Genomic DNA, 18,985 nt, shown 5'->3' with positions numbered 1-18,985 from the left:
ACACCCGATGGCCTCGAAATACGTCACGATCAGCAACATCCAACACCTCGTCGCCAAGATCAAAGCCGGTTTCGCGGCCATCGGCCACAAACACGCAGCCGGCGACATCACCAGCGGCACCCTCGCCACCGACCGGCTGCCCACCATGCCGATAGCCAAAGGCGGCACAGGAGCCACCGACGCATCCACGGCACGCGCCAACCTCGGCATCACACCCGCCAACATCGGAGCCGCCACGGCCAACCACACGCACGCCACCATGAAAGGCTCCACCGCAACCACCGCCGGATCCGCAGGACTCGCACCCGCGCCGGCGGCCGGTGCCAGCAACCGCTATCTACGCTCCGATGGCACCTGGCAAGTGCCACCCGACACGAACACCACCTACGGCACAGCCACACAGAGCGCCAACGGACTCATGAGCGCCGCCGACAAGAAAAAACTCGACACCGTACAACTCGCCTCATGGCCCATCGGAGCCATCATGATGACCACCACCAACACCAACCCGACAACCAGCCTCGGCGGCACCTGGAAACAACTCGAAGCCACAGGCTTCACCGGATACCTCTGGCAACGCACCGCCTAACACGAAAGGAACCACCATGACAGTCGAACTCATCACCGGCTTCGCCGGAACCCCACACATCAACAGCGACGACATCGGCGCGTTCCAAGCCGGTATCGTAGGCCCCGGCGACTACGCGCTCGCCACAGGCAACCAGCTCAAGGCCACCATGAGCAACGCGAACACCATCGCCGTCCAATCCGGCGACGCCGTGCTCAACGGTCGCCACGTGCACTTGACCGGCACGACCACCGCCACCGTGCAATCCGGCACCCAAGGCCAGAAACGCAACGATAAAGTGGTGCTCCGCTACACAAAGAACACCACCACCGGTGTGGAAACCTGCTCGCTCGTGGTCATTAAGGGAACCAACGCCACTGGCACCCCAGCGGATCCGGCCCACAACACCGGTAGTATCCTCGACGGCGTCACCACCCACGACATGCCCCTGTACCGCATCCCCATCGACGGCATCACCGTCGGCACTCTCGTCCCGTTGTTCAACGTGCTGAAGCCTATGAAGGACGTGTGGGATTCGCTAACCCACTACGGATTCTCTCGCTCGGACGGCGGCGTTGTGAAGGGAGTGCTCCAGCCGAACGCAGTGACTGTCCAGAACACGAAATGGGCACATGCGTTCGCAGAAACTCCCACTGTGGTCGGCTGGTATGCGAATGACAACATCTACTCATGCGCCATCGGCTCCGTCACCACAACCGGCTGCTCCATCTCAATCAAAAACGTTGGAGAACAGGCCAACGGCATCGAGGGGCACGTGTACGCAGTCGCCTACGGCAAACTTGAGTAGCTTTCGCTAACCCAAACGCAGACCGCTGTGTTCCAAACCCAGAACACCGGCAGTTTCCAGATGCGATTCGACCCGGTCATCTATATACACGAAGGACTGGGATTGCTGTATCTGCACCTGCCGCCGATCGGCATCAACGTGACCGTGGAGAGCTTCGGGTTCATGCTCTACAAGAGTGGCCCGAAGCCCAGCAAGGAGATAGACCTCGGATTCGTCTACCAGCACGCGACCGGCAACTTCACCTACCGTTGCGCATGGCAGACGGACGGCAAGATCAGTCTCCGGACCAATGCCACCGCAGGGGATTACCTGCAGCCGGCATCGTTCATCGTGCCCATTCCCGATGGGGTCACGTTCGCTTAGGCGAAGGTGACCCCATCGGGAATGGGGATGGTGACTGGCGTATGGATGCACCGGTCACCATTGGATAGGTTGCCGACGATGACAATCTGCCCGTTCGTCTTCCATGTGGCCTGCTTGCCGTAGCCGGAGTTCGGCAACGACCACAGGCAGCCGAGATTCACGTCCTTCGAGGGCTTCACCCCTGACTTCGGCTGAATGACGCCATAGTTGGTGACATCACGTGGCTGATGAACGAGGTGAGATTCACGTGCAGAAGCCGGTTCGCTTGATCTATGATAATCAGCTGCATACCGCCGTAACTATCGCCTGTGAACGAGTTATCGTTCTGCATCTTGAAATGCGCGTACAGCAGTGGCTGGGTTAGCGAAAGCTATGCAAGCTCGCCGTAGGCGTACCAGCGTGGGTAAACGTCACGCGAATTTGGTTGATCCATGACGTTGACTATCCAATAGACGAATCCGGTTGTCGTAATGTCGGTAATCGCGGCATTGAATGTCACGTCGCCTGATTCGCACCACATAAGGGGAGGCTTCTTGAATGGCTTGTCAAATATGATGGTGTTGTTCCATGTGGCTCCGCCCTTGATTCCGCCTTTGTAGATTCCTCCACCCAATCCGGACACCAGCTGATGGGTTAGCGAATCCCGTAGATGATGGTCAGAGTGAGTAGTTTGCTGGTAGCAACAAGTTTGCTGACGCTATCTGCATCACGGGCACGGTGGGTGTTGATTGAGAATCCGCCATTTTTAATGGTGAATCGAACATCTTTGAACCATGTTTTTCCTGTGGTAATGGATGTAGTGTGCCAGCTGAGCGTTGTCGCCATATCGGGAAGGACTGGAATCGTAAACGATCTATACAGTCCGTCATCGTCCTTTCCTTCAAGCAACAGCCATTTAAACACACTGACGTCTTTGGAGAATTGCGCCGAACCTTCCTGAATGGAGCCGGACCACAGAATGGGCTGGGTTAGCGAAAACTACCACCATGCCAGCCAAGTGAATTTGACGATATGGTTGGTGGCCCACGTGTCGGTAAGTGTGTTGCGGAATCGCACCCATGCCTCCGTACTGCGTAAATCCCATAGAGTAGGTAGCACGTGCAGCACGGAGGCATCATCTTCATTGGGGTGCTTCATGCGGGTGACGAGGAATCCGGTGGGCATGGTCGAATGGCGAGTCCATTTGACCGCGGACACCGCGTCGCCATTCGTGTTGCCAGCCCATATACCCGATTCGCAGTCTGTCAGTCCGTGGGTTAGCGAAAGCTAGGCGGTCAGCCAGCTGCCGGTGCAGGTTTGGAAATACCCTTTATCCGCTTTACCTCGAATGGTAATGCTTCCGTCAGAGTCTATGTACCAGCTGCCGACTGCACCGCCATTGTTCGATACAAACAGGATCGCGCCGTTGATCGCAGGCCTGTATCCTTCCGGGATTTTCTCTGTAGCTTTCAATTCTCCGGTCACATAACTAGATGATGGCGAAGGTTGACCGACCGCTATAACGATGCGACCTATGCGCATGAGTCTTACATTCATTGCGTAGGGGCCAGTAAACGATACAGACGATTGGGTTAGCGAATCCCTTAACGTATGAGGGCGTGCTCCCATGTGCGTTGTGCCTCGCGCAACACCTCGCTATCGGGGCGCAGGTAGTAACGGGCTGTGGTTGCGATGCTGGAATGGCCGAGCGCCCGGCTGACCACGGCCACGTCCACTCCGGCTCCCAATGCGGTGCTGGCCCAACTGTGGCGCAGATTGCGGCGCGGCACGTATGGCAGATTCTGCGAATGACACCATGAGGCGTAGCGGCGAGCTACCTGACCAGGGTTCAGGAATCCGATAAGCCGACCGCTTTCGCGTGGTCTGATTTCACGCAGGCGGAGCACCGCGAATCGCGGCAGCACGACGGTGCGACGCGATAGCTCGGTCTTCGGCTCGACTATCGCCTCGTGGCCGTCCACCCATTGCAATCCTCGCCGGATTCTGACCTTGCCGGTGTTGAGATTCACGTCAGACCATTCCAATCCGAGAGCTTCTTCGGTGCGTAGTCCGAGGCAGACGCTGCAGATCAGCCAAGCCTCGAGCTCATGCCCGTGGAAACCCTGCAGCAACTGGCGTATCTGGCGGATATCCAGCACCTCCGGCTCATAGCCGGAGGGCTTCGGCGGTGTGACCCTGCCGGTCACGTCCACATCCAGTAATCCGAGCCGCACCGCCGAACGCAGCATCTGCCGGAGCACGGCCCATGCCTTGCGCGCGGCACCCGGCGAGTTTATCGAGTCCAGCCACGATTGGATGCGCGGCCCCGTCAGATTCACCAACTCCACATCGCCCAATTCCGGTCGTATATGACGGTTCCATGCGCTCGCGTATCCGACGCGCGTGCATTCGCGCAGCCTGCCGCATGCCGGCCAATAGGACTCAGCCCAATACTCATTCAGTAACATTTCCGACCTCCAAAACCCACACGCCGCATGGCCGTCCCATGCGGGTCTACGTGTGGGTTTTCCACACCGTAGGAGCCGTGCATGAACCTGCCCGAGGGATTGCCCGCATGGGCGTACATCGTGGTGAGCGCCCTGGTGCTCGCCGCCCAGATCGTCACCGCTATTTGGATCAACCACAGAGGCGACGAGAGGGACAGGGCGACGCGAGGCGAGATCACGAACAACCACGAGATGCCATTGCGCGACGACCTCGACGACAAAAACCGGCGCACTCTGGACGCCATCGAATCATTGCGCGGTGCGGTAGACGATCTGCGTGACGACATGAACGGCGAATTCGCGACCGTCAACAGGCGCATCACCACCACCGAGCAGAACCTCATCGAACTGCGCCACGAAGTCAACGACCTCCGGCGCGGAGGAAACAACCACCAATAGAAAGGAACACCAATGGCAAACATCGCCGGAGTGGCCGACCACAAGGCCGCCAATACCACCACTACCACGATCCCGGGCTTGACCTTGGAGCGCACGAAATCGATCGTGCTGCTCCTCGTCCAGCTGTTCAGCGTGCTCCAGACCGGCCTGTCCATCGCGGGGGTCGCGGCACTGCCGTTCACCACGGACCAGGTGTCGACCGCGATCACCGGCGTCATCGCCGTCGTCTCGTCCGTCTGGTCGTGGTGGCGCAACAACAACATGACCGGCGCCGCCGTGCAGGGCCAGCAGGTCGTCGACGCCGTCAAGCTCGCCCAGTCCACCGGCAATGCGGTGGATATGCCGGGCGAGGTCGTGCCGATGAGCGAGATGATCGAGGACCCTGATACCAAGACCATCACGGAGTGAGTCATGGTGCAGATCAAGGAGGAGATCGTCAACCAGGGGCACGGGTATCTCAGCCCGTCCCTGTTCGCCGTGCACTCCACGGCGAACCCCGGCGCCACGGCCCGCAACCACCGGGATTTGTGGAGCCGCGGCTACGATTACGCGGTGCACCTCACGTCCGACTGGACGGAGGCGATCCACTGCGTGCCCTACGACCGGTTGTGCTGGCAGGTCGGCAACGGCAATGGAACGTGCGAGGGCATCGAGATCTGCGAGGCCACCAACGCGTCGGACTTCTGGAAAGGTATTGAAATCGCCGCCGACGTGATTGCCCAACGATTGCGCGCTCGCGGGTGGGGTGTGGACCGCATGCACCCCCACCAGTGGTTCTCGCAGACCTACGGCGGCAGCGACCACACCGACCCCATCCCGTACTTTTCGCGCTTCGGCTATAACTGGGGCGCTTTCGTCCAACTTGTCCAACAGAAATTATCCGGCGTCAGTGCCGGAACACAGGAGGTAGATATCATGGCGGCATTGATGATCCGCAACGACGACACTGGAGTGATCTGGTATTGCGAGCCCGGCAAGGGGCGCACCGCGCTCACCCACGTCGACCAGGCCAACCTGCTCCAGCAGACCGGCGTGCCGTTGATTCACGGCAACAGCGGAGCCCCTTGGTGGGGACGCTTCGATGAGATCAACAGCCTGGTGTGCAGCACCATGAAGAAGCTCGGCGTATGAGTAACGTCCGAAGGTTCATGGAGTGCGCGGCGTTCCTCGCGGTCCTGCTCATCCTAGAGCTCTACGCGGCGGTCACCGGCGACCATGACATGCCCTGAAACCGAACGCCCCGCCCGGGCAATGCAGACGGCTTCGCATGAGCCGCACTGCTTGCCGGGCGGGGCGTTTTCCTGTATACAATTGAAGCGATACAACAAAATAGAGTGTCAATAGTGTGTACGCACAAGAGACGAGACACTGAAACCCTTGGAAACACAGGGAAACGAAAAATACGAACACATTCAAGTTCAACGTGAGTAAGTGATTGCAACAGTGATCGCCGAGTAGCGTCGGGGCCTTGGAATCCGAGCGATTCCAAGGCCCCCGGTTATTTCGCCATGCGGAGCTTCTCGGTTCGATATTACGGTTTTACGATCGGCATGAGCAGGACGCTGTCGTAGACGCCGCCCGTATGCACGGTGTGCCTGCCCTGATTGACGGTGGGCAGCTGTGCGTCCGGCGCTTCATCGCTGGCGCGGGCCTCGGCTACCGGGCCGCAAGCATGTCCTCCGATTTCCAGCACCAGGGTCTCTCCTTCATGCAGGAGCATATCGGTCGGCCATAATCCCAGATCGATCTGCACCGGTACGAACGGGGTGACCGGTTGCGGGTTCGTATAGGTCATGTATGGTTCGGTCGGCGTCGATCGTTTCGTATCGAGTTCGCGGTGCGAGGCGCGCAGTCGGCCGTTGGGGCCGACATAGATCGGCCCGCCGGGAAGCTGCTTGCCTTTCGGCGTGAGTGCTATCATCATGCGCAGTTTCTTCTCCAAGCCGGGGAAGACCACGTGGTACAGCACTTTGCCCTTCGCATCCTTCTTGTACAGCTGGGCGAACAGATCCATGTCGTCGCCGGCGTCGGTGCTCATCCACAGGCGGGCATTGAGTGGCCCGTGGATTTCCATGTCCCGGGGAATCCGGTATTCGAAGCGTGCGACGGCGCTCATGTCACGACTGACGGCATCGTATTCGGCGCTGGATTCCAGTGCGGCCTTTTGCTCGTTCATAGTGCCGTTCGAGGCATCCAGGTGCAGTGCCATCGTTTCGGTCCGCACGCAAGGATAGTCGTCGGACGTGGAGAACAGGTTGTGTTTGGCTCCCACGTCAAGCCGCGAATATCGTACGCGCGGCGTCTGCTCCCATCCGTTGTCGATGCCCTTGAGATAGTGGTCGAAGAAGCGACGCAGGTCGTCGCAGTTCTCCCGGGTGTCAAGGTCGCCCCATTCATGGGTGTCGTGGATGCGCAGCCATTTGTCCGTCGATCCGAGTCGTTTGAATCCGGAGAGTGTGCTGCGGGTGTGGATCGGATGCGTCCAGCTGGCCACCACATAAGCGGGGACGGTGGCATGTTCGAGATCGGGGATCTTATCGGTCCAATAGTCATCCACGAGCGGGTGTTGTTCGAGCATGCCGGTCACATCCTCGAATCGGCTCTGCCCGTACAGGAAGCCGACGATGTCGATGTCATGGAACGTGCCGTTGGGGATGCCTCCTCGGCATACCACGTCGCGGTATTCGTCGGTAAGGCCCTCCCACGGGGCGATTGCGGCCAGATGAGCCGGCTTTGCTGCGGCGGCGGCCCATTGGATCATGGCGAGCTGTGAATTGCCCATCATACATACCTTGCCGGTGCACCAGTCTTGGCTCGCGATGTATTCGATGGTGTCATGCACGTCTCGTCCGGCCTGAGTGCCCATGAAGTACATGTCGCCGCCGGAGTGACCGATGCCTCGCTCGTCCACCACGCAGATCGCATATCCATACCTGCACCAGTAGGCCGGGTCGGGAGACTCGAAACGTTGCAGACCGGATACCTGATCCTTGGGGAACCCGGTGCTGGTCACATCGTAGTTGGCGTTGAACGGGCCTCCGCGCTTGCTGTAAGGCGAATAGACGAGAATGACCGGGGTGCAGGTGTCGCCCTGCCTGCGCCATAGGTCACCGTAGATGACCGTGCCGTCGCGCAGTTCAATCGGGATGTCCTCCAGGCATTCGATGTCGATCGGCAGTTTCATGGCTCCCTTGGCGTTGACGCTTCCCTCCCGGTAGAGGACGGTTCGCGTTTCCAGCGGCGGAATCGGAGGTTTGGCCTGGTTCAGTGGATTCGCCGGTTTGAACAGGATTTCGCTCCCGTTGATGTCAAGCAACGGTGCGCTGCTGTTGGTGGTATCGGTCATGATGTTCCTTTCTGTGATGTAATGGGGGACAGATGATGTGATTCGGCCGGTGTGTCCTTTTGGACAATGGGCCGGGTATTCCCTATCCGACGATGGTGTCGGTTTCGCGGTCGCGTATGAAGATTGCGATGAATGCCGCCAGTGCCAGCAGAATCACCGCGGCGGCGATGAATGCGATTTTGTCGCCGTAATATGCCGCTTCAAGTTTCGTGGCCGTGGGCGCGATTACGGAGGATAGCGCGGAGAACGATATGATCAGCGCGACCATGAAGGAATTGCTGATCTGGTTTGAGGTCTGGGCGGCGGCGTTCGCGTGGCGCACGAGAGTATTGCTCAACGAATTGATGCCCCATGTGTTGCAGGGCGTGATGATTAGCTGCACGCCTACCGAGCAAAGGGCGTATGCGATGGCGACGACCGGCATGTCGGTGTCCATCGGCATCGTTGCAAGCAGTGCGATGCCGGCGAGGGCGCACACGCAGCCTACCCGAGCCGGGACATGCACGCCGAACCGGTCGTACAGTTTGCCGGATACCAGCGCCATCGCCGCGCTGAGCAGAGCGCCAGGCAGTACGACGAGTCCGCTCATCACGGCGGATTCGCCTCTGACGATCTGAACGAACAGGGGCAGCACGGTGCCGATGCCGAGATACACGCCCTGTGTGAGTGCGATGACGGCGACGGAACTGGAAAACCTGCGGGAGCGGAATACGCGCATGTCAAGCATGGGTTGGTCAAGCCTGCACTGGCGAACGACGAACAACGCGATGAGAGCGGTGCCGATCACGATGAGGAAGATGATGGCGACCGTATTGTCGGTCGATGCGAACGTCGACAAGCCGTACAGTATGCACAGCAGCCCGATTGACGACAATGCCACGGACAAGGCGTCGAACGGCGTCCGAGTAGCCGTCTCCTTGATTTCAAGCACCACTATTGCGACGCAGAGAATGATGATGCCGAGTGCGCCGACGATAAGGAATAGCGCATGCCAACCGACGGAATCGATCAACAGGCCGGACACCGTCGGGCCTATCGCCGGTGCGAATCCCACCAATAAGCCGATCAGACCCATGTCCGTCCCGCGTCGTTCGCGAGGAAAGATGAGTACGATCTCGGTCATCACCATGGGCAGCAGAATTCCCGTACATGCCGCTTGGCAGACGCGGCCGACGAGCAAGACTCCGAAATTCGGCCCCCACGCGGCCAGCAGGCTTCCTGCGGAGAATATGCTCATCGCGGCAACGAACAGACGCTTGGTCGAAAAACGCCCGAGCAGGTATGCCGACAGTGGGATGATCAACGCTTCGACCAGCGAATACGCGCTCGACAGCCACTGGGCCGTGGTCGCGTCGATGCTGAAGTCTTCCATGATGGACGGCAACGCCGGAGACAGAAACGACAGGTCGAGAATGGCGAGCACCGTGCCTGTCAACAGCACGATGACCGTAATGCGTTGTTTTCGGGTTAATCCCATAAGAACAGGTTCCTTTCCGTCGGCGGTCCAGCTCTGATTCGGCCGTACCGCGGCAATTTGACTGTGGTTGGTTATTGGTCTAATGTTTATTTAGCAACCAAAGTTGCATATCTTCAACCGACGGAAATCATCGCAGGGGGCATATGCGACCAATGGACGAAAATGTCGCTTATTGGCATCGCCCATATGGATACGGAAACGAAGGGACCATGCATGGCGGAGGATCTACGTATCGTCAAAACCCGGAAGGCGATTCGTGATGCCTTCCTGACATTGCGGCGAACCCAACCGTTGGAGCGAGTCAGGGTGCGCGACATCTGCGCGGAAGCACTGATCAACAAGTCGACGTTCTATCATCACTACACCGACGTGTTCGATCTGTCGGACCAGCTTGAGGACATGGTCCTTGATGAATGCTTCGAGGCGTTTCAGTACAAGGACAAGCTGCTCACCGATCCTTTGGTCTTCCTCGGAAACGTGCCGGCGGCCATGAGTACGAGAAAAGACGCCATAGACATACTGTTCCGCGGCAGGCAGGACGTGCTGTACGACAAGATAGAACGACATCTGCGGCAGTTCTATCTGACGGAAGACACCACCGAGGAAGAGGACATCCTCCTTACCTTTGTCATCGGAGGAGCGATGTACGCCATGCGTACGCTCGCGGCCGAAGGGCCGTACAGCAGGGAATCCGTCACCGAGGTCTCGGCCCGCATCATCGGCAGGCTCGTGCAACGGGAATGAGGTCCGCGGCTGACGCGATTCCCTCCGTTCCGAACTGTCGTACCGAGCATGGTCTGTTTTCTGCCACAGTGAGGCGTAAGGGTCGAGTTCATATTTAATGGAACTTGGCTATTGGATTGGTCGTCCGTTCTGGGGTCGCGGCTACATGCCCGAGGCTCTGGACGCCACGCTCGGATATGCCTTCGATACGTTGCATAAGGACGCCGTATGGGGCGGTCATTATGTAGAGAATAGCCAGTCAGGCCGTGTGATGACCAAATGCGGCATGAAGACGGTCTTTGAATCGAAGCATGACTACTTCGGACTTATCAATGAATACCATGATGATGTTTTCCGCATCATCACTGAGGACAGATGGCGTGTTGCATAGCTAGATTATTCCGGTTGTGCGTAATGCGTAGACGTTGTCGTTAGAAAGACAATGCGGCTTCCACGTTACTTATTAATCTGGGCCTTTATTGCATTATCTTACGTGATATCAGCGCAACGATTCCGAGAGTGACGATAATGATTGCGGCTGCGACGGCGAAGCTGCCAATCATCGCTGATTCATAGGCGCGGGAAGCTACCTGTCGTATCCATTCACCCGTCACGCCCGTGAATCCAGCCGTCTGCTGAAAGTCCAGCGTTACAGAGCCAGCGGATTGCGGATTCAGTCCTGCGGATTGTGCGAAATGATGGAATCCTGCTACATACAATCCACTCTGTATGCTACCGAAGATTCCCACGCCGATGATGGATCCAAATTGGCGGAACACCGTCAGCAGGCTGGAACCGGCACCGGATTGCTCAATCGGTACCCTGCCCATCGCCCATGTCAGCATCGCTGGTTGACCTGCCCCCAGTCCGAATCCGGCCACAATCTGACCAATCAGCACTGTCGACTGTTTCGCAATTTCGCTAGGCCACCACATGGCGACGCCAATCATCAACATGCCAGCAGCCAAACATCCCAAAGACAACAAGCTCGCTCCGCGCGAATTCATTCGAGCTACAATCCAGTCATTTATCTGTGCTCCCACGATGGATGCGATGACCAGTGGTGTCAACAGCATTCCTCCGACCAGCGCGTCGTGACGCAGCACTGTCTCCAGGTAAGCCGGCATGATGAATATGATGCCGTACATTGAGAAGTTCAGCATCATCAATGCCGGTGCGCATGCCGCGAATGACGAATCCTTCATCAATCCGAGCTCCATCAACGGATTGTACGACATGCGATCATGCAGCACGAATCCCGCAATCATCACAGCGCCAACCAGCATCGGAATCCATGCGTTCACGGCCAGAACACCATGCTGCGCATTGACCAGACCGGCGGAGAACAGGGTGAATCCAGCGAACATCATTGCGACCGACAGCCACGGCATATGCAACGATTGGGATTTGTGCGCCGCGCTCGCCTGCGGAACGTTTGCGCGTATAACCATGATTACAGCAAGGAACACTAGGCCATCAAACCCGAAAATACCCCGCCAACCCAGCGACGCGGTGAGAGCTCCGCCAACGAGCGGGCCGAAGGGTACACCCAACGTGCCGGCTATCGCCCATGTGGTCATGGCGCGAGACAGTTCGGGACCTCGAAAGAGGATGCCGAGCAGTGCCTGTCCCATTGGGATGACTACTCCTGCGCCGGCACCCATGATCGCCCGCGAGACAAGCAATACCGGTACATTGCCGGCTGTAAGGCCGATTACCGATGCAACGACGAACAATCCCAATCCGGCAAGCATGGTTTTCAGATGGCCGAGTCGGTCGCCAAGGAATCCCGCCAGCAGTACCACAGCCGCGAACACAAGATTGTAGATGGACACGACCCACTGCTGTTCCGCCATATTCGATCCGAATGATTCGGTGATGTCTGGCAGTGCCACATTGAACGCAGTGGTGTTGATCATCATTACCAGTTCGGCTGCGCATAGACAAAGCAAAGCATGATTCAGTTGCTGAGTACTTGTGTCATTCATTCTTCATCCAATAAGATACAAATTCGTTTCTTATAAACAACATGTGATTATAGATAGCCCTAGATAAGAAACGCCGTAGTATCCTGTAAAGAGCGATAGTAGAGAATCGTTATCCACAACACCTATGCCAACCGGAGATAGCACATGGAAGCGGGCACCGCACCAAAACAGACGCGCCGCAGGGGCAAGGCTTTAGAGGCTGCCATTCTGGATGCTGCGTGGGAGCAGCTATCTACGTGCAGCGCCGAAGAGTTCACTTTCGACAATGTGGCCGCCAAGGCACGCACCAGCAAGCCGGTGCTGTACCGACGATGGTCGAATCGCGCGGAATTGTTCGTGGCCGCCATGAAACAGCATCGTAGTCATGCCGCCATCGAACGGCCGAACACCGGCACACTCAGGGGCGACGTCATCTCCATCCTCCGGCAGCTCAACAGCAAGCAATCCGATGCGGTGATGGTGCTGGCCAAGTTCGGCGTCTATGCCAATTGGCTCGGCGTGAGCGCGCACGAACTATACGAGCGCACGATGATTAGCGATCAGCCCAGCATCGTGATGGCCATCGAAAACGCGCGGGCGCGCGGCGACGTCACCTGCGAACTGCCGGAGTCGTTGCTGCGTATGCCCGGAGAACTCGGACGCGCGACCATCCTGCGCGACATGCGTCCCTTATCCGAAGCGGACATCATCGCCACGGTCGACGAGCTGTTCCTTCCGCTCGTTAACCATTACGAGCATCAAGCGCGAATCGCCGCCAACAAGTAATACAGAATCATGGATTGTCCGATGTCAAATCGATATGGATACCCCTGAAAGATATAGAAAGTATGTGCAGGAACGTCACCGCACATGCGACTGACTCGAAAGTGGGGATGATATTCGTGCCTATTTTGAGGCTTGCAAGGAATATGATGACCTAAGACTTATGCTTGCTGCGCTAAGGATGTAGAGGAATCTTGAAAAGAAAAACTCGGTTGGCGCTGGACAAAATAAGCTATGACAATGCGAAACCGCCCGCGCTCATACGCGGATACTGTAAGGAGGGGTGGCATGGATATCCATGAGGCCATGAAGCTTGCAGTACAGGATTACCCGAACATGATGGTTTTCGGGGTTGCGGAAAATAATATGGCGTGGATTTTCGGACTTGACTTCAAAGATGCCGACTCCCATCCATCTGAAGTCGGTTTGCCTTCGATTGCTGTGGACAAGCATGACGGTACACGTCATCTTCTGACTCCAGGCACTGAATCGTTCTGGAAATATCGGACAAAGGACACAAGACCGATTCCAGTCCCTCTTGCGGCCTAACGGCTGAAACACCAAACCACCCATATGGATGAAGGCATTCGTGTCCACGTTTGAATGAATCTGTGCAAGAACGGGTGAAAAGTCAACACCGCCTTCCCCTACATTGATGACAAGAGAGGAGTGGATAGCTGATGAGCAAACAAGCCGAATGCGACCATGTGTTCGAAGCTGAAGCCGCTCGTCACTCCCGTTATGGCCAACCATCAGCGTGACGGCGTCGAAGCGTGCATCTGTGCCAGAGAACCATGCGAAGCGCTGCTCGACTTGCTTTGGACTACAGCTGAAGCCTGAACTGCGCCCCGGATGTTGGACGTGGTTTATTAAGGGTACCTGATTAGGCTGTGAGGGACATGCTCCGGAACTCCTCCGGGGGTGTGTCCCTCGAGTCGTTTCTGCCTTCGTTTGTCGTTCCAATGGACCATGTACGCGTCCGGTCCTCCGCGGCGATAGTCCTAGCGTCACTGCCTCAGACACGTTTGGCTGACGATACCATAACGTTCCATGACCTCGTCCGCTGTCAGTCCATGATTCACATGGTCGAGCACAGTGTTGAGCTTCGTCTCGTAATCGTATTTCCTGTTGCCCCGTTCTTCCATGAGCGCCGCCTCTCCAGCCGATTCGGTATGTCAGCAACCTTTCTCTCGTCACATTCGACGATCGGTATTTTCCGGATGCTGATTTGCAAGATGCCACAGTACATAAGTCGTCGGTTCCACGGCCGGCAGTGTGGAATGAATCATGGATATACGCAAATCCATTCTATTTTCGGCTGTGTTATCGTAATAGGTAGAGCTAGCGTTGCTCCCGGACGATGGACAAGTACCCGGTTTGACAAGACTTGCCATGCATGAGGAGTATGACGGTTATGCCTTGGTTTGTTCTTATAGTTTCCGGCATCTGTGAATCCGTGTGGGCTATTGCGCTTGACCGGTCCGAGGGATTATCCCGACTGGTTCCCACTGTGGTGTTTGTGATTGGCCTCGTTGCCAGCATGGGTGGACTTGCCTTTGCAATGAAACACATCCCCATTGGTACTTCATACGCGATATGGGTTGGCATTGGTGCGGCAATAACTGCCGTTTACGGCATGCTTAGCGGAGAGGAAGCCATTTCGCTAATGCGGATTCTGCTCATCATTGGACTGGTCACCTGCGTCATAGGGCTAAAGCTCGTTGATTGATAACAGATATACAGTGCCCATTCTTTGAATAGGGGAGTGGGCCATTCTGTTTCTGCGGTTCCGTGCTGGCATGCAGGCTCATTGTTTTCGTCCGGTGAAAGGGACAGTCTGAACAAAACCGTTGAAACCAGACGATTGATACTGTGTCCTTGGAAGGTTGATGACGCATCCAAGACGGGGCCATTTTGTTCAGATGCGCTTCCAATCCTGAAATCGGTTTGCTGTGCGGATGGCCGTCTCATACCGGTGTCGAAGGCAGCATGGGAGCAGCTGGGCGCATAGTGCTGAGGAGTTTATTCCGACTAACGCGGTTGCCAAGGTACATATCAGCAAGCCAGTGTTATACCGGCGATGGTCGAATCGCATGGAATTGTCCGTGACCACCATGAAACAAGAGTGTCCGTGCCCCCCACACAAACATGGAACACGGCTCGACATCCAACCGATACGGTTTGAGGAAGTCCGAGATATTGATGTTGCTAGTTATTTCATCCAGCGAAGTCTGCCGTCCGATGCAACTCGACATGTCAGCAAAGTGCCTGCTGACGATCTGCCGGTAGCGCCTTGGCCAAATCGTGAATATCAGCAGGGGAGGTGCGGCAGCAGCCGCCGATAAGCAAGGCTCCCGCTTCAACCCATCGGAGAGCCATATGGATGAGCGATGAAGAGTCTAAACCGCGCGTCCAAGTCTTGGTGTCGGGATGGTAGACATTGCCATTATTCGGATACACGATAATCGGTTTGGCGGTAACGGCCGATATATGGCCGATTGCGTCAGTGACGAGTTCCGGTTGCACGCAATTGACGCCGATCGCACGCCCGAGCAGAACGAGCTGATTGAATTGCGCAGGTGCAACCGGTAGCTGGAGATGGAGGTGGATGTTTTAAAACAAGCGGCGCTGCTTGCTTATTCGTTGGGATGCTTGCGCGGTCTGCCGCCACCCACCCCGCGGCCGGGACGGGCGGCGTTCCACCGGTCGATAGTCTCCGGCAGCCAGCCACGCGTCGTGCCAATCAGCGCGTCCGGCTCAGGCAGTTTATATCCTTTCGCAGCGGGATTCTTCACACCGAGGCGTTCTCCGACCTCCTTGAGGCTTAGGAACCGTTCAGTCATCGTCATGCCTTCCTGTTTCTTCTTGAATTTTGCTGTTATGCTTTCCGTTGTTCTCTTGTATTCCAGTTTCAAGGATGTCTTTCAACGATTTCGATGCCTGTATTTTCAGAGGGCGTTTCCCGGACTGGACGACAAGGTTTGTGTCCATGAGCTCTCCCACATACTTCCTTGCGCTTTGCTTGGATAGTCTGATATGGGTTGCGGCATCGTTCAGTGTTATGGACTTAGATGAGTCGAACATCTCCTCTTGAATCACGCCGTATAGTATCGAGGCCGCTTGTGCGGACAGGCCATGCTTCTGCTCAAGTTGGTTGCAGACCGACCGGCCTCTGTCGAGCTGGTCGACCCTGACCTCGAGTTCATCGATTAGCTCATCTTGAGCCTTTCTGATGAACTCGAGGATGGTGTTCACGAAGAAGGTGAGTTCACCGCAATTCAGCTTGTCTTCGGCCTCCATGAACGCTTTGTAATAGGAGTTCTTGTTTTCCGCGATGATGCGGGACAGGGAAAGCACTGTGGGCATGGTCAGGTTGTGGTTCAGATAGAGGGCCAAGAGATACCGGCCCGTTCTGCCGTTGCCGTCGTAGAACGGGTGGACGTACTCGAACAGGAAGTGCGACATGATAGACGACTGGAGGCGGGGAATTTCGTCGGAGGTTGCGAGGTGGATCATGTCGGTAAGGAGTGCACTGATGTTGCCTTCACCCTTGACACCGTTATGAATTGCGAGACCGTGTGAGCCTTGTATCTCCACGTCGCCTTTTCGGAACAGTTCGCCGTCTGGCTTGTCGCTCTCGTTGATTTCATCGAGCACAACCTTGTTGTAGATGTCGCGGATGTCTACGATTCCTGAAGGCAGTGCAGTGTCTTTGTCAGTGAGGTTCAGATATAGTTTGGCGAATTCGCTGAACCGGGCCTTGGATTCGTTGCCGCTCTTTCTTGCTTTGTCGGCTGCATCCACGGCGTCTTGGGTTTCCTTGCGGGTGCTGCGTACTCCCTCCATCTCGTTGGTGGCGAACAATTCCTCGCTGATGGAATGTCGTATGTAGTTCCAGCGCATGACGCCAGGGAGCTGGTTCCACAGAAAGGACACTTGCCGTTCCGCGAGGAGTATTTTCTCCGTGAGTATGGATGTTTCGCGTGGTGTAGCAGTGAACAGTTCGCCCAGCGGTGTGATGACCCCGGTTCTGAACGTGGAGTCCGCTTCGAGCCGTTGCTGGGCAAGTTTCGTATGGTTGATGAAGGCGTCATTCGTTCTGTCGGCATGGAACGTTCTCGCCAAACTTCTATATTTCATATTCATTGACCGAACTTGCCTTCCTGATTGCGCCCTTAATTGTAAAAACTATAAGATAATAAGAGGAGTGAGGCAAATAAACGCCATCAAAACATAACTTATATCAGTACGGCAACAACCAAATAAAGTGCCAATAGAGTGTTCGATTAGGTGTCCGGCCTCCTCAAGGACGAGTTCTATGTCGGACGCGAGTTCTCCGCATACGAGGAGTTCAAGGCCAGGCTGGACGCGTCCAACTTCCGAGGCGCAGTTCAATTTCGGTATAAGGCCTTGGCCAAATCGTGAATATCGGCAGGGGAGGTGCGGCAGCAGCCGCCGATCAGTGAGGCTCCCGCCTCAGCCCATCGAGAAGCCATGTTGCTCAGAGACAAAGCCCCTGCGCAGCGCGTCCAAGTCTTGGCATCAGGATGGTAGATATCACCATTGTTCGGATACACGATAATCGGTTTGGCGGTAACGGCCGATATATGGCCGATTGCGTCAGTGACGAGTTCCGGTTGCACGCAATTGACGCCAATCGCACTGATTTGCGGGCATGCATCGGCGATGGCTGCAGCAGTCTCCAACACTGTGCCATCACATAAATGCCCCGAATCGCCAAGGCTGAACGACACCCATGCCTCATGATCAGGGAACTCCGCGCTCAGCAGGCCAATCAACGCTTGAACCTCGCCGATATTGGGCATGGTCTCAAAAGCGAAGAGGTCTATGCCGCTGTCAGACAGAATCTGCATTCGGCTGCGATGAAAATCTTGATAGGCGGTATTCGAAAGATGATAGCTGCCGGTATATTCGCTGCCATCCGCCAGAAATGCGCCATACGGGCCCACACTGCCAGCCACCAGCAACGGTCTCGCATCATTGGGAAATGAATCGTTCGTTGAGGCATTGCTGGCATTGGCATGATGCTGCCGATACCTCTCCCGCGCTTCCAATGCGACGGATGCGGCTGTGCCGATAAGACGCTCTGCTTCTTCATGAGATATCCCGCATTTCTCAAACGCAGGAATGTTCGCCTGATAAGTGTTCGTGATAGCGATATTGGCGCCTGCCTCAAAATACGCTTCATGCACATCGCGTACGGACTGCGGAGCCTGAATCAATGCAATCGCAGACCACAGTTCACTTGTGGTATCCACGCCCCGATGCTCCAGTTCGGTAGCCATCGCGCCATCAATAATAAGCGGGGATTGCGTGGCGAGCGTTTGCTCGATGACGCCGAGCATGGGTTGCCTCCTCTATATATGGATATGCGCCATAGGCGTAATCACTATGGTCATACGCTAATCTATAGGACAACCAAGAATGTAAAAGTCAGATAGCCAGATGGGAAACAAGATTATGCAGCCGGTAGCTGAAGCTTTGCATGCCGCTATTGCGGGTGTGGATTTGAATAATGTTGATTTGTCGAACTTGGATTTGTCGGTTTTAGACAGGATAGCTGTATGGTATGGCGGTTTGCCGTCTACTGTGCAGACTGGTGTGACCATCGTAGTTGGTGCCGCTGTGGCGTACGTGGTTTTCAAAATCGTGGCCAAAATCATCAAAGGTTTGATTATGTCGATTATTGCGGCAGTGCTGGCATTCCTACTGACTACTGTGCCTGGCAATATGATTTTGTCCAATGCTTACGATCGTGTGGAACAACAGGTTTCCACCAGTCTTTCTCAATCGCAGTGAATTCCTTATTATCTTGCGCTGTCTTATTCAGTACGCCAGCTGCTGGGATGCTTTGCTGCTGGGATTATTGATTTTGTGAATTACCGCTGCTACAGGTAACACGGCTGTGAATCCTATGCACATGATTCCTGCTCTCTACGAGCGCCTGTGATGAACCACATACAAGGCGACGGTGACGCTGCGAAAACCACTCAAGTCAAGCGTATCAGTCGTGTTGAGTGCGCTCGCCGAAGCCTAAGCATGTT

26 protein-coding genes, 2 pseudogenes and 1 riboswitch are annotated in these 18,985 nt (G+C 56.1%); of the genes and pseudogenes, 13 read left to right on the top strand and 15 right to left on the bottom strand.

Annotation, left to right across the window (positions count from 1 at the left end; all coding sequences use genetic code 11):
* The first annotated feature begins 7 nt into the window (after positions 1 to 7).
* The 3 genes from Tam1G_RS09190 to Tam1G_RS09180 are packed head-to-tail and all read left to right on the top strand — an operon-like array spanning position 8 to position 1,739.
* Positions 8 to 589: a hypothetical protein gene (locus Tam1G_RS09190; protein ID WP_101626283.1), complete on the top strand. Its 582-nt coding sequence runs from the start codon at positions 8 to 10 to the stop codon at positions 587 to 589.
* A 16-nt stretch (positions 590 to 605) separates the two neighbouring features.
* Positions 606 to 1,376, top strand: a complete 771-nt coding sequence (locus Tam1G_RS09185) for a hypothetical protein (protein ID WP_101626282.1) — start codon at positions 606 to 608, stop codon at positions 1,374 to 1,376.
* A 27-nt stretch (positions 1,377 to 1,403) separates the two neighbouring features.
* On the top strand, positions 1,404 to 1,739 hold the full coding sequence (locus Tam1G_RS09180) for a hypothetical protein (protein WP_101626281.1): 336 nt from the start codon (positions 1,404 to 1,406) through the stop codon (positions 1,737 to 1,739).
* Here the strand turns inward: Tam1G_RS09180 and Tam1G_RS09175 are convergent.
* Positions 1,736 to 1,918, bottom strand: coding sequence for a hypothetical protein (locus Tam1G_RS09175; protein ID WP_101626280.1), 183 nt, complete (start codon positions 1,916 to 1,918; stop codon positions 1,736 to 1,738). The two genes, Tam1G_RS09180 and Tam1G_RS09175, sit on opposite strands and share 4 nt — an antisense overlap.
* A gap of 41 nt (positions 1,919 to 1,959) precedes the next feature.
* Between Tam1G_RS09175 and Tam1G_RS11715 the strand changes: the two genes are divergently transcribed.
* A complete protein-coding gene (locus Tam1G_RS11715) occupies positions 1,960 to 2,103 on the top strand; it encodes a hypothetical protein (RefSeq protein WP_165781974.1) in 144 nt (47 codons plus the stop codon).
* Between the two features lie 6 nt (positions 2,104 to 2,109).
* On the opposite strand, the gene Tam1G_RS11710 is transcribed toward Tam1G_RS11715, so the two are convergent.
* From Tam1G_RS11710 to Tam1G_RS09150, 5 genes are all read right to left on the bottom strand, one after another.
* Entirely contained in the window at positions 2,110 to 2,259 is a 150-nt protein-coding gene (locus Tam1G_RS11710) for a hypothetical protein (protein WP_165781973.1), read from the bottom strand.
* A gap of 113 nt (positions 2,260 to 2,372) precedes the next feature.
* Complete coding sequence (locus Tam1G_RS09165) at positions 2,373 to 2,564, bottom strand: hypothetical protein (RefSeq protein WP_165781972.1); 192 nt, start codon at positions 2,562 to 2,564, stop codon at positions 2,373 to 2,375.
* Positions 2,565 to 2,717: 153 nt separating this feature from the next.
* The gene (locus tag Tam1G_RS09160) at positions 2,718 to 2,936 is read right to left on the bottom strand and encodes a hypothetical protein (RefSeq protein ID WP_101626277.1); all 219 of its coding nucleotides are present in this window, start codon (positions 2,934 to 2,936) and stop codon (positions 2,718 to 2,720) included.
* A gap of 69 nt (positions 2,937 to 3,005) precedes the next feature.
* The gene (locus tag Tam1G_RS09155; protein WP_165781971.1) at positions 3,006 to 3,203 is read right to left on the bottom strand and encodes a hypothetical protein; all 198 of its coding nucleotides are present in this window, start codon (positions 3,201 to 3,203) and stop codon (positions 3,006 to 3,008) included.
* Between the two features lie 119 nt (positions 3,204 to 3,322).
* Positions 3,323 to 4,186 (bottom strand): tyrosine-type recombinase/integrase, encoded by an 864-nt coding sequence (locus Tam1G_RS09150; RefSeq protein WP_101626275.1) that lies wholly within the window; start codon positions 4,184 to 4,186, stop codon positions 3,323 to 3,325.
* Positions 4,187 to 4,267: 81 nt separating this feature from the next.
* Between Tam1G_RS09150 and Tam1G_RS09145 the strand changes: the two genes are divergently transcribed.
* Genes Tam1G_RS09145 through Tam1G_RS09135 form a run of 3 tightly spaced genes read left to right on the top strand, consistent with a single transcriptional unit; the run spans position 4,268 to position 5,755 of the window.
* Positions 4,268 to 4,624: a DUF2746 domain-containing protein gene (locus Tam1G_RS09145; RefSeq protein ID WP_101626274.1), complete on the top strand. Its 357-nt coding sequence runs from the start codon at positions 4,268 to 4,270 to the stop codon at positions 4,622 to 4,624.
* Positions 4,625 to 4,636: 12 nt separating this feature from the next.
* A complete protein-coding gene (locus Tam1G_RS09140; RefSeq protein WP_101626273.1) occupies positions 4,637 to 5,032 on the top strand; it encodes a phage holin in 396 nt (131 codons plus the stop codon).
* A gap of 3 nt (positions 5,033 to 5,035) precedes the next feature.
* On the top strand, positions 5,036 to 5,755 hold the full coding sequence (locus Tam1G_RS09135; protein WP_101626272.1) for a peptidoglycan recognition protein family protein: 720 nt from the start codon (positions 5,036 to 5,038) through the stop codon (positions 5,753 to 5,755).
* 400 nt (positions 5,756 to 6,155) lie between these two features.
* Here Tam1G_RS09135 and Tam1G_RS09130 read toward each other — a convergent pair whose 3' ends face one another.
* Together Tam1G_RS09130 and Tam1G_RS09125 are read right to left on the bottom strand one after the other, a co-directional pair.
* Positions 6,156 to 7,970: a CocE/NonD family hydrolase gene (locus Tam1G_RS09130; protein ID WP_101626271.1), complete on the bottom strand. Its 1,815-nt coding sequence runs from the start codon at positions 7,968 to 7,970 to the stop codon at positions 6,156 to 6,158.
* Positions 7,971 to 8,052: 82 nt separating this feature from the next.
* Positions 8,053 to 9,447: a DHA2 family efflux MFS transporter permease subunit gene (locus Tam1G_RS09125; RefSeq protein ID WP_101626270.1), complete on the bottom strand. Its 1,395-nt coding sequence runs from the start codon at positions 9,445 to 9,447 to the stop codon at positions 8,053 to 8,055.
* A gap of 213 nt (positions 9,448 to 9,660) precedes the next feature.
* Between Tam1G_RS09125 and Tam1G_RS09120 the strand changes: the two genes are divergently transcribed.
* Positions 9,661 to 10,191 (top strand): TetR/AcrR family transcriptional regulator, encoded by a 531-nt coding sequence (locus Tam1G_RS09120; protein ID WP_133125001.1) that lies wholly within the window; start codon positions 9,661 to 9,663, stop codon positions 10,189 to 10,191.
* Positions 10,192 to 10,288: 97 nt separating this feature from the next.
* A complete protein-coding gene (locus Tam1G_RS09115; protein ID WP_101626268.1) occupies positions 10,289 to 10,561 on the top strand; it encodes a GNAT family N-acetyltransferase in 273 nt (90 codons plus the stop codon).
* 85 nt (positions 10,562 to 10,646) lie between these two features.
* Here the strand turns inward: Tam1G_RS09115 and Tam1G_RS09110 are convergent, their stop codons facing one another.
* The gene (locus Tam1G_RS09110) at positions 10,647 to 12,158 is read right to left on the bottom strand and encodes an MFS transporter (RefSeq protein WP_101626267.1); all 1,512 of its coding nucleotides are present in this window, start codon (positions 12,156 to 12,158) and stop codon (positions 10,647 to 10,649) included.
* 144 nt (positions 12,159 to 12,302) lie between these two features.
* Here Tam1G_RS09110 and Tam1G_RS09105 point away from each other — a divergent pair, with 144 nt between their 5' ends.
* Both Tam1G_RS09105 and Tam1G_RS09100 read left to right on the top strand, forming a co-directional pair.
* Positions 12,303 to 12,923, top strand: a complete 621-nt coding sequence (locus Tam1G_RS09105; protein WP_101626266.1) for a TetR/AcrR family transcriptional regulator — start codon at positions 12,303 to 12,305, stop codon at positions 12,921 to 12,923.
* Positions 12,924 to 13,208: 285 nt separating this feature from the next.
* Positions 13,209 to 13,469, top strand: a complete 261-nt coding sequence (locus Tam1G_RS09100) for a hypothetical protein (RefSeq protein ID WP_101626265.1) — start codon at positions 13,209 to 13,211, stop codon at positions 13,467 to 13,469.
* Between the two features lie 334 nt (positions 13,470 to 13,803).
* Here Tam1G_RS09100 and Tam1G_RS09095 read toward each other — a convergent pair.
* Both Tam1G_RS09095 and Tam1G_RS09090 read right to left on the bottom strand, forming a co-directional pair.
* A pseudogene (locus Tam1G_RS09095) lies at positions 13,804 to 13,900 on the bottom strand (IS3 family transposase); the annotation flags it as partial.
* Between the two features lie 30 nt (positions 13,901 to 13,930).
* Positions 13,931 to 14,102, bottom strand: a pseudogene (locus tag Tam1G_RS09090) (IS3 family transposase); the annotation flags it as partial.
* A 153-nt stretch (positions 14,103 to 14,255) separates the two neighbouring features.
* Positions 14,256 to 14,315, top strand: a riboswitch (guanidine-III (ykkC-III) riboswitch).
* Positions 14,316 to 14,334: 19 nt separating this feature from the next.
* Here Tam1G_RS09090 and Tam1G_RS09085 point away from each other — a divergent pair.
* The gene (locus Tam1G_RS09085) at positions 14,335 to 14,649 is read left to right on the top strand and encodes a DMT family transporter (protein WP_101626264.1); all 315 of its coding nucleotides are present in this window, start codon (positions 14,335 to 14,337) and stop codon (positions 14,647 to 14,649) included.
* 527 nt (positions 14,650 to 15,176) lie between these two features.
* On the opposite strand, the gene Tam1G_RS09075 is transcribed toward Tam1G_RS09085, so the two are convergent.
* The 4 genes from Tam1G_RS09075 to mmuM form a co-directional block, all read right to left on the bottom strand.
* Positions 15,177 to 15,461 carry a homocysteine S-methyltransferase family protein gene (locus Tam1G_RS09075; protein ID WP_278251021.1) on the bottom strand — a complete coding sequence of 95 codons (285 nt, stop codon included), beginning with the start codon at positions 15,459 to 15,461 and terminating at the stop codon, positions 15,177 to 15,179.
* A gap of 95 nt (positions 15,462 to 15,556) precedes the next feature.
* Positions 15,557 to 15,763 carry a helix-turn-helix transcriptional regulator gene (locus Tam1G_RS09070; RefSeq protein WP_101626262.1) on the bottom strand — a complete coding sequence of 69 codons (207 nt, stop codon included), beginning with the start codon at positions 15,761 to 15,763 and terminating at the stop codon, positions 15,557 to 15,559.
* Positions 15,756 to 17,066, bottom strand: a complete 1,311-nt coding sequence (locus tag Tam1G_RS09065; protein WP_101626261.1) for a Fic family protein — start codon at positions 17,064 to 17,066, stop codon at positions 15,756 to 15,758. The genes Tam1G_RS09070 and Tam1G_RS09065 overlap by 8 nt, the downstream gene beginning before the upstream one ends.
* A gap of 245 nt (positions 17,067 to 17,311) precedes the next feature.
* Positions 17,312 to 18,286, bottom strand: a complete 975-nt coding sequence (mmuM, locus tag Tam1G_RS09060) for a homocysteine S-methyltransferase (RefSeq protein WP_101626260.1) — start codon at positions 18,284 to 18,286, stop codon at positions 17,312 to 17,314.
* A 100-nt stretch (positions 18,287 to 18,386) separates the two neighbouring features.
* Between mmuM and Tam1G_RS09055 the strand changes: the two genes are divergently transcribed.
* On the top strand, positions 18,387 to 18,740 hold the full coding sequence (locus Tam1G_RS09055; protein WP_133125000.1) for a hypothetical protein: 354 nt from the start codon (positions 18,387 to 18,389) through the stop codon (positions 18,738 to 18,740).
* Positions 18,741 to 18,985 lie beyond the last annotated feature (245 nt).

Source organism: Bifidobacterium imperatoris (assembly GCF_002860405.1).
In the GTDB taxonomy this organism is placed as follows: Bacteria; Actinomycetota; Actinomycetes; order Actinomycetales; family Bifidobacteriaceae; genus Bifidobacterium; species Bifidobacterium imperatoris.
The sequence above is the reverse complement of the archived record's forward strand: the minus strand, read 5'-3'. Positions and strand labels throughout refer to the sequence as shown.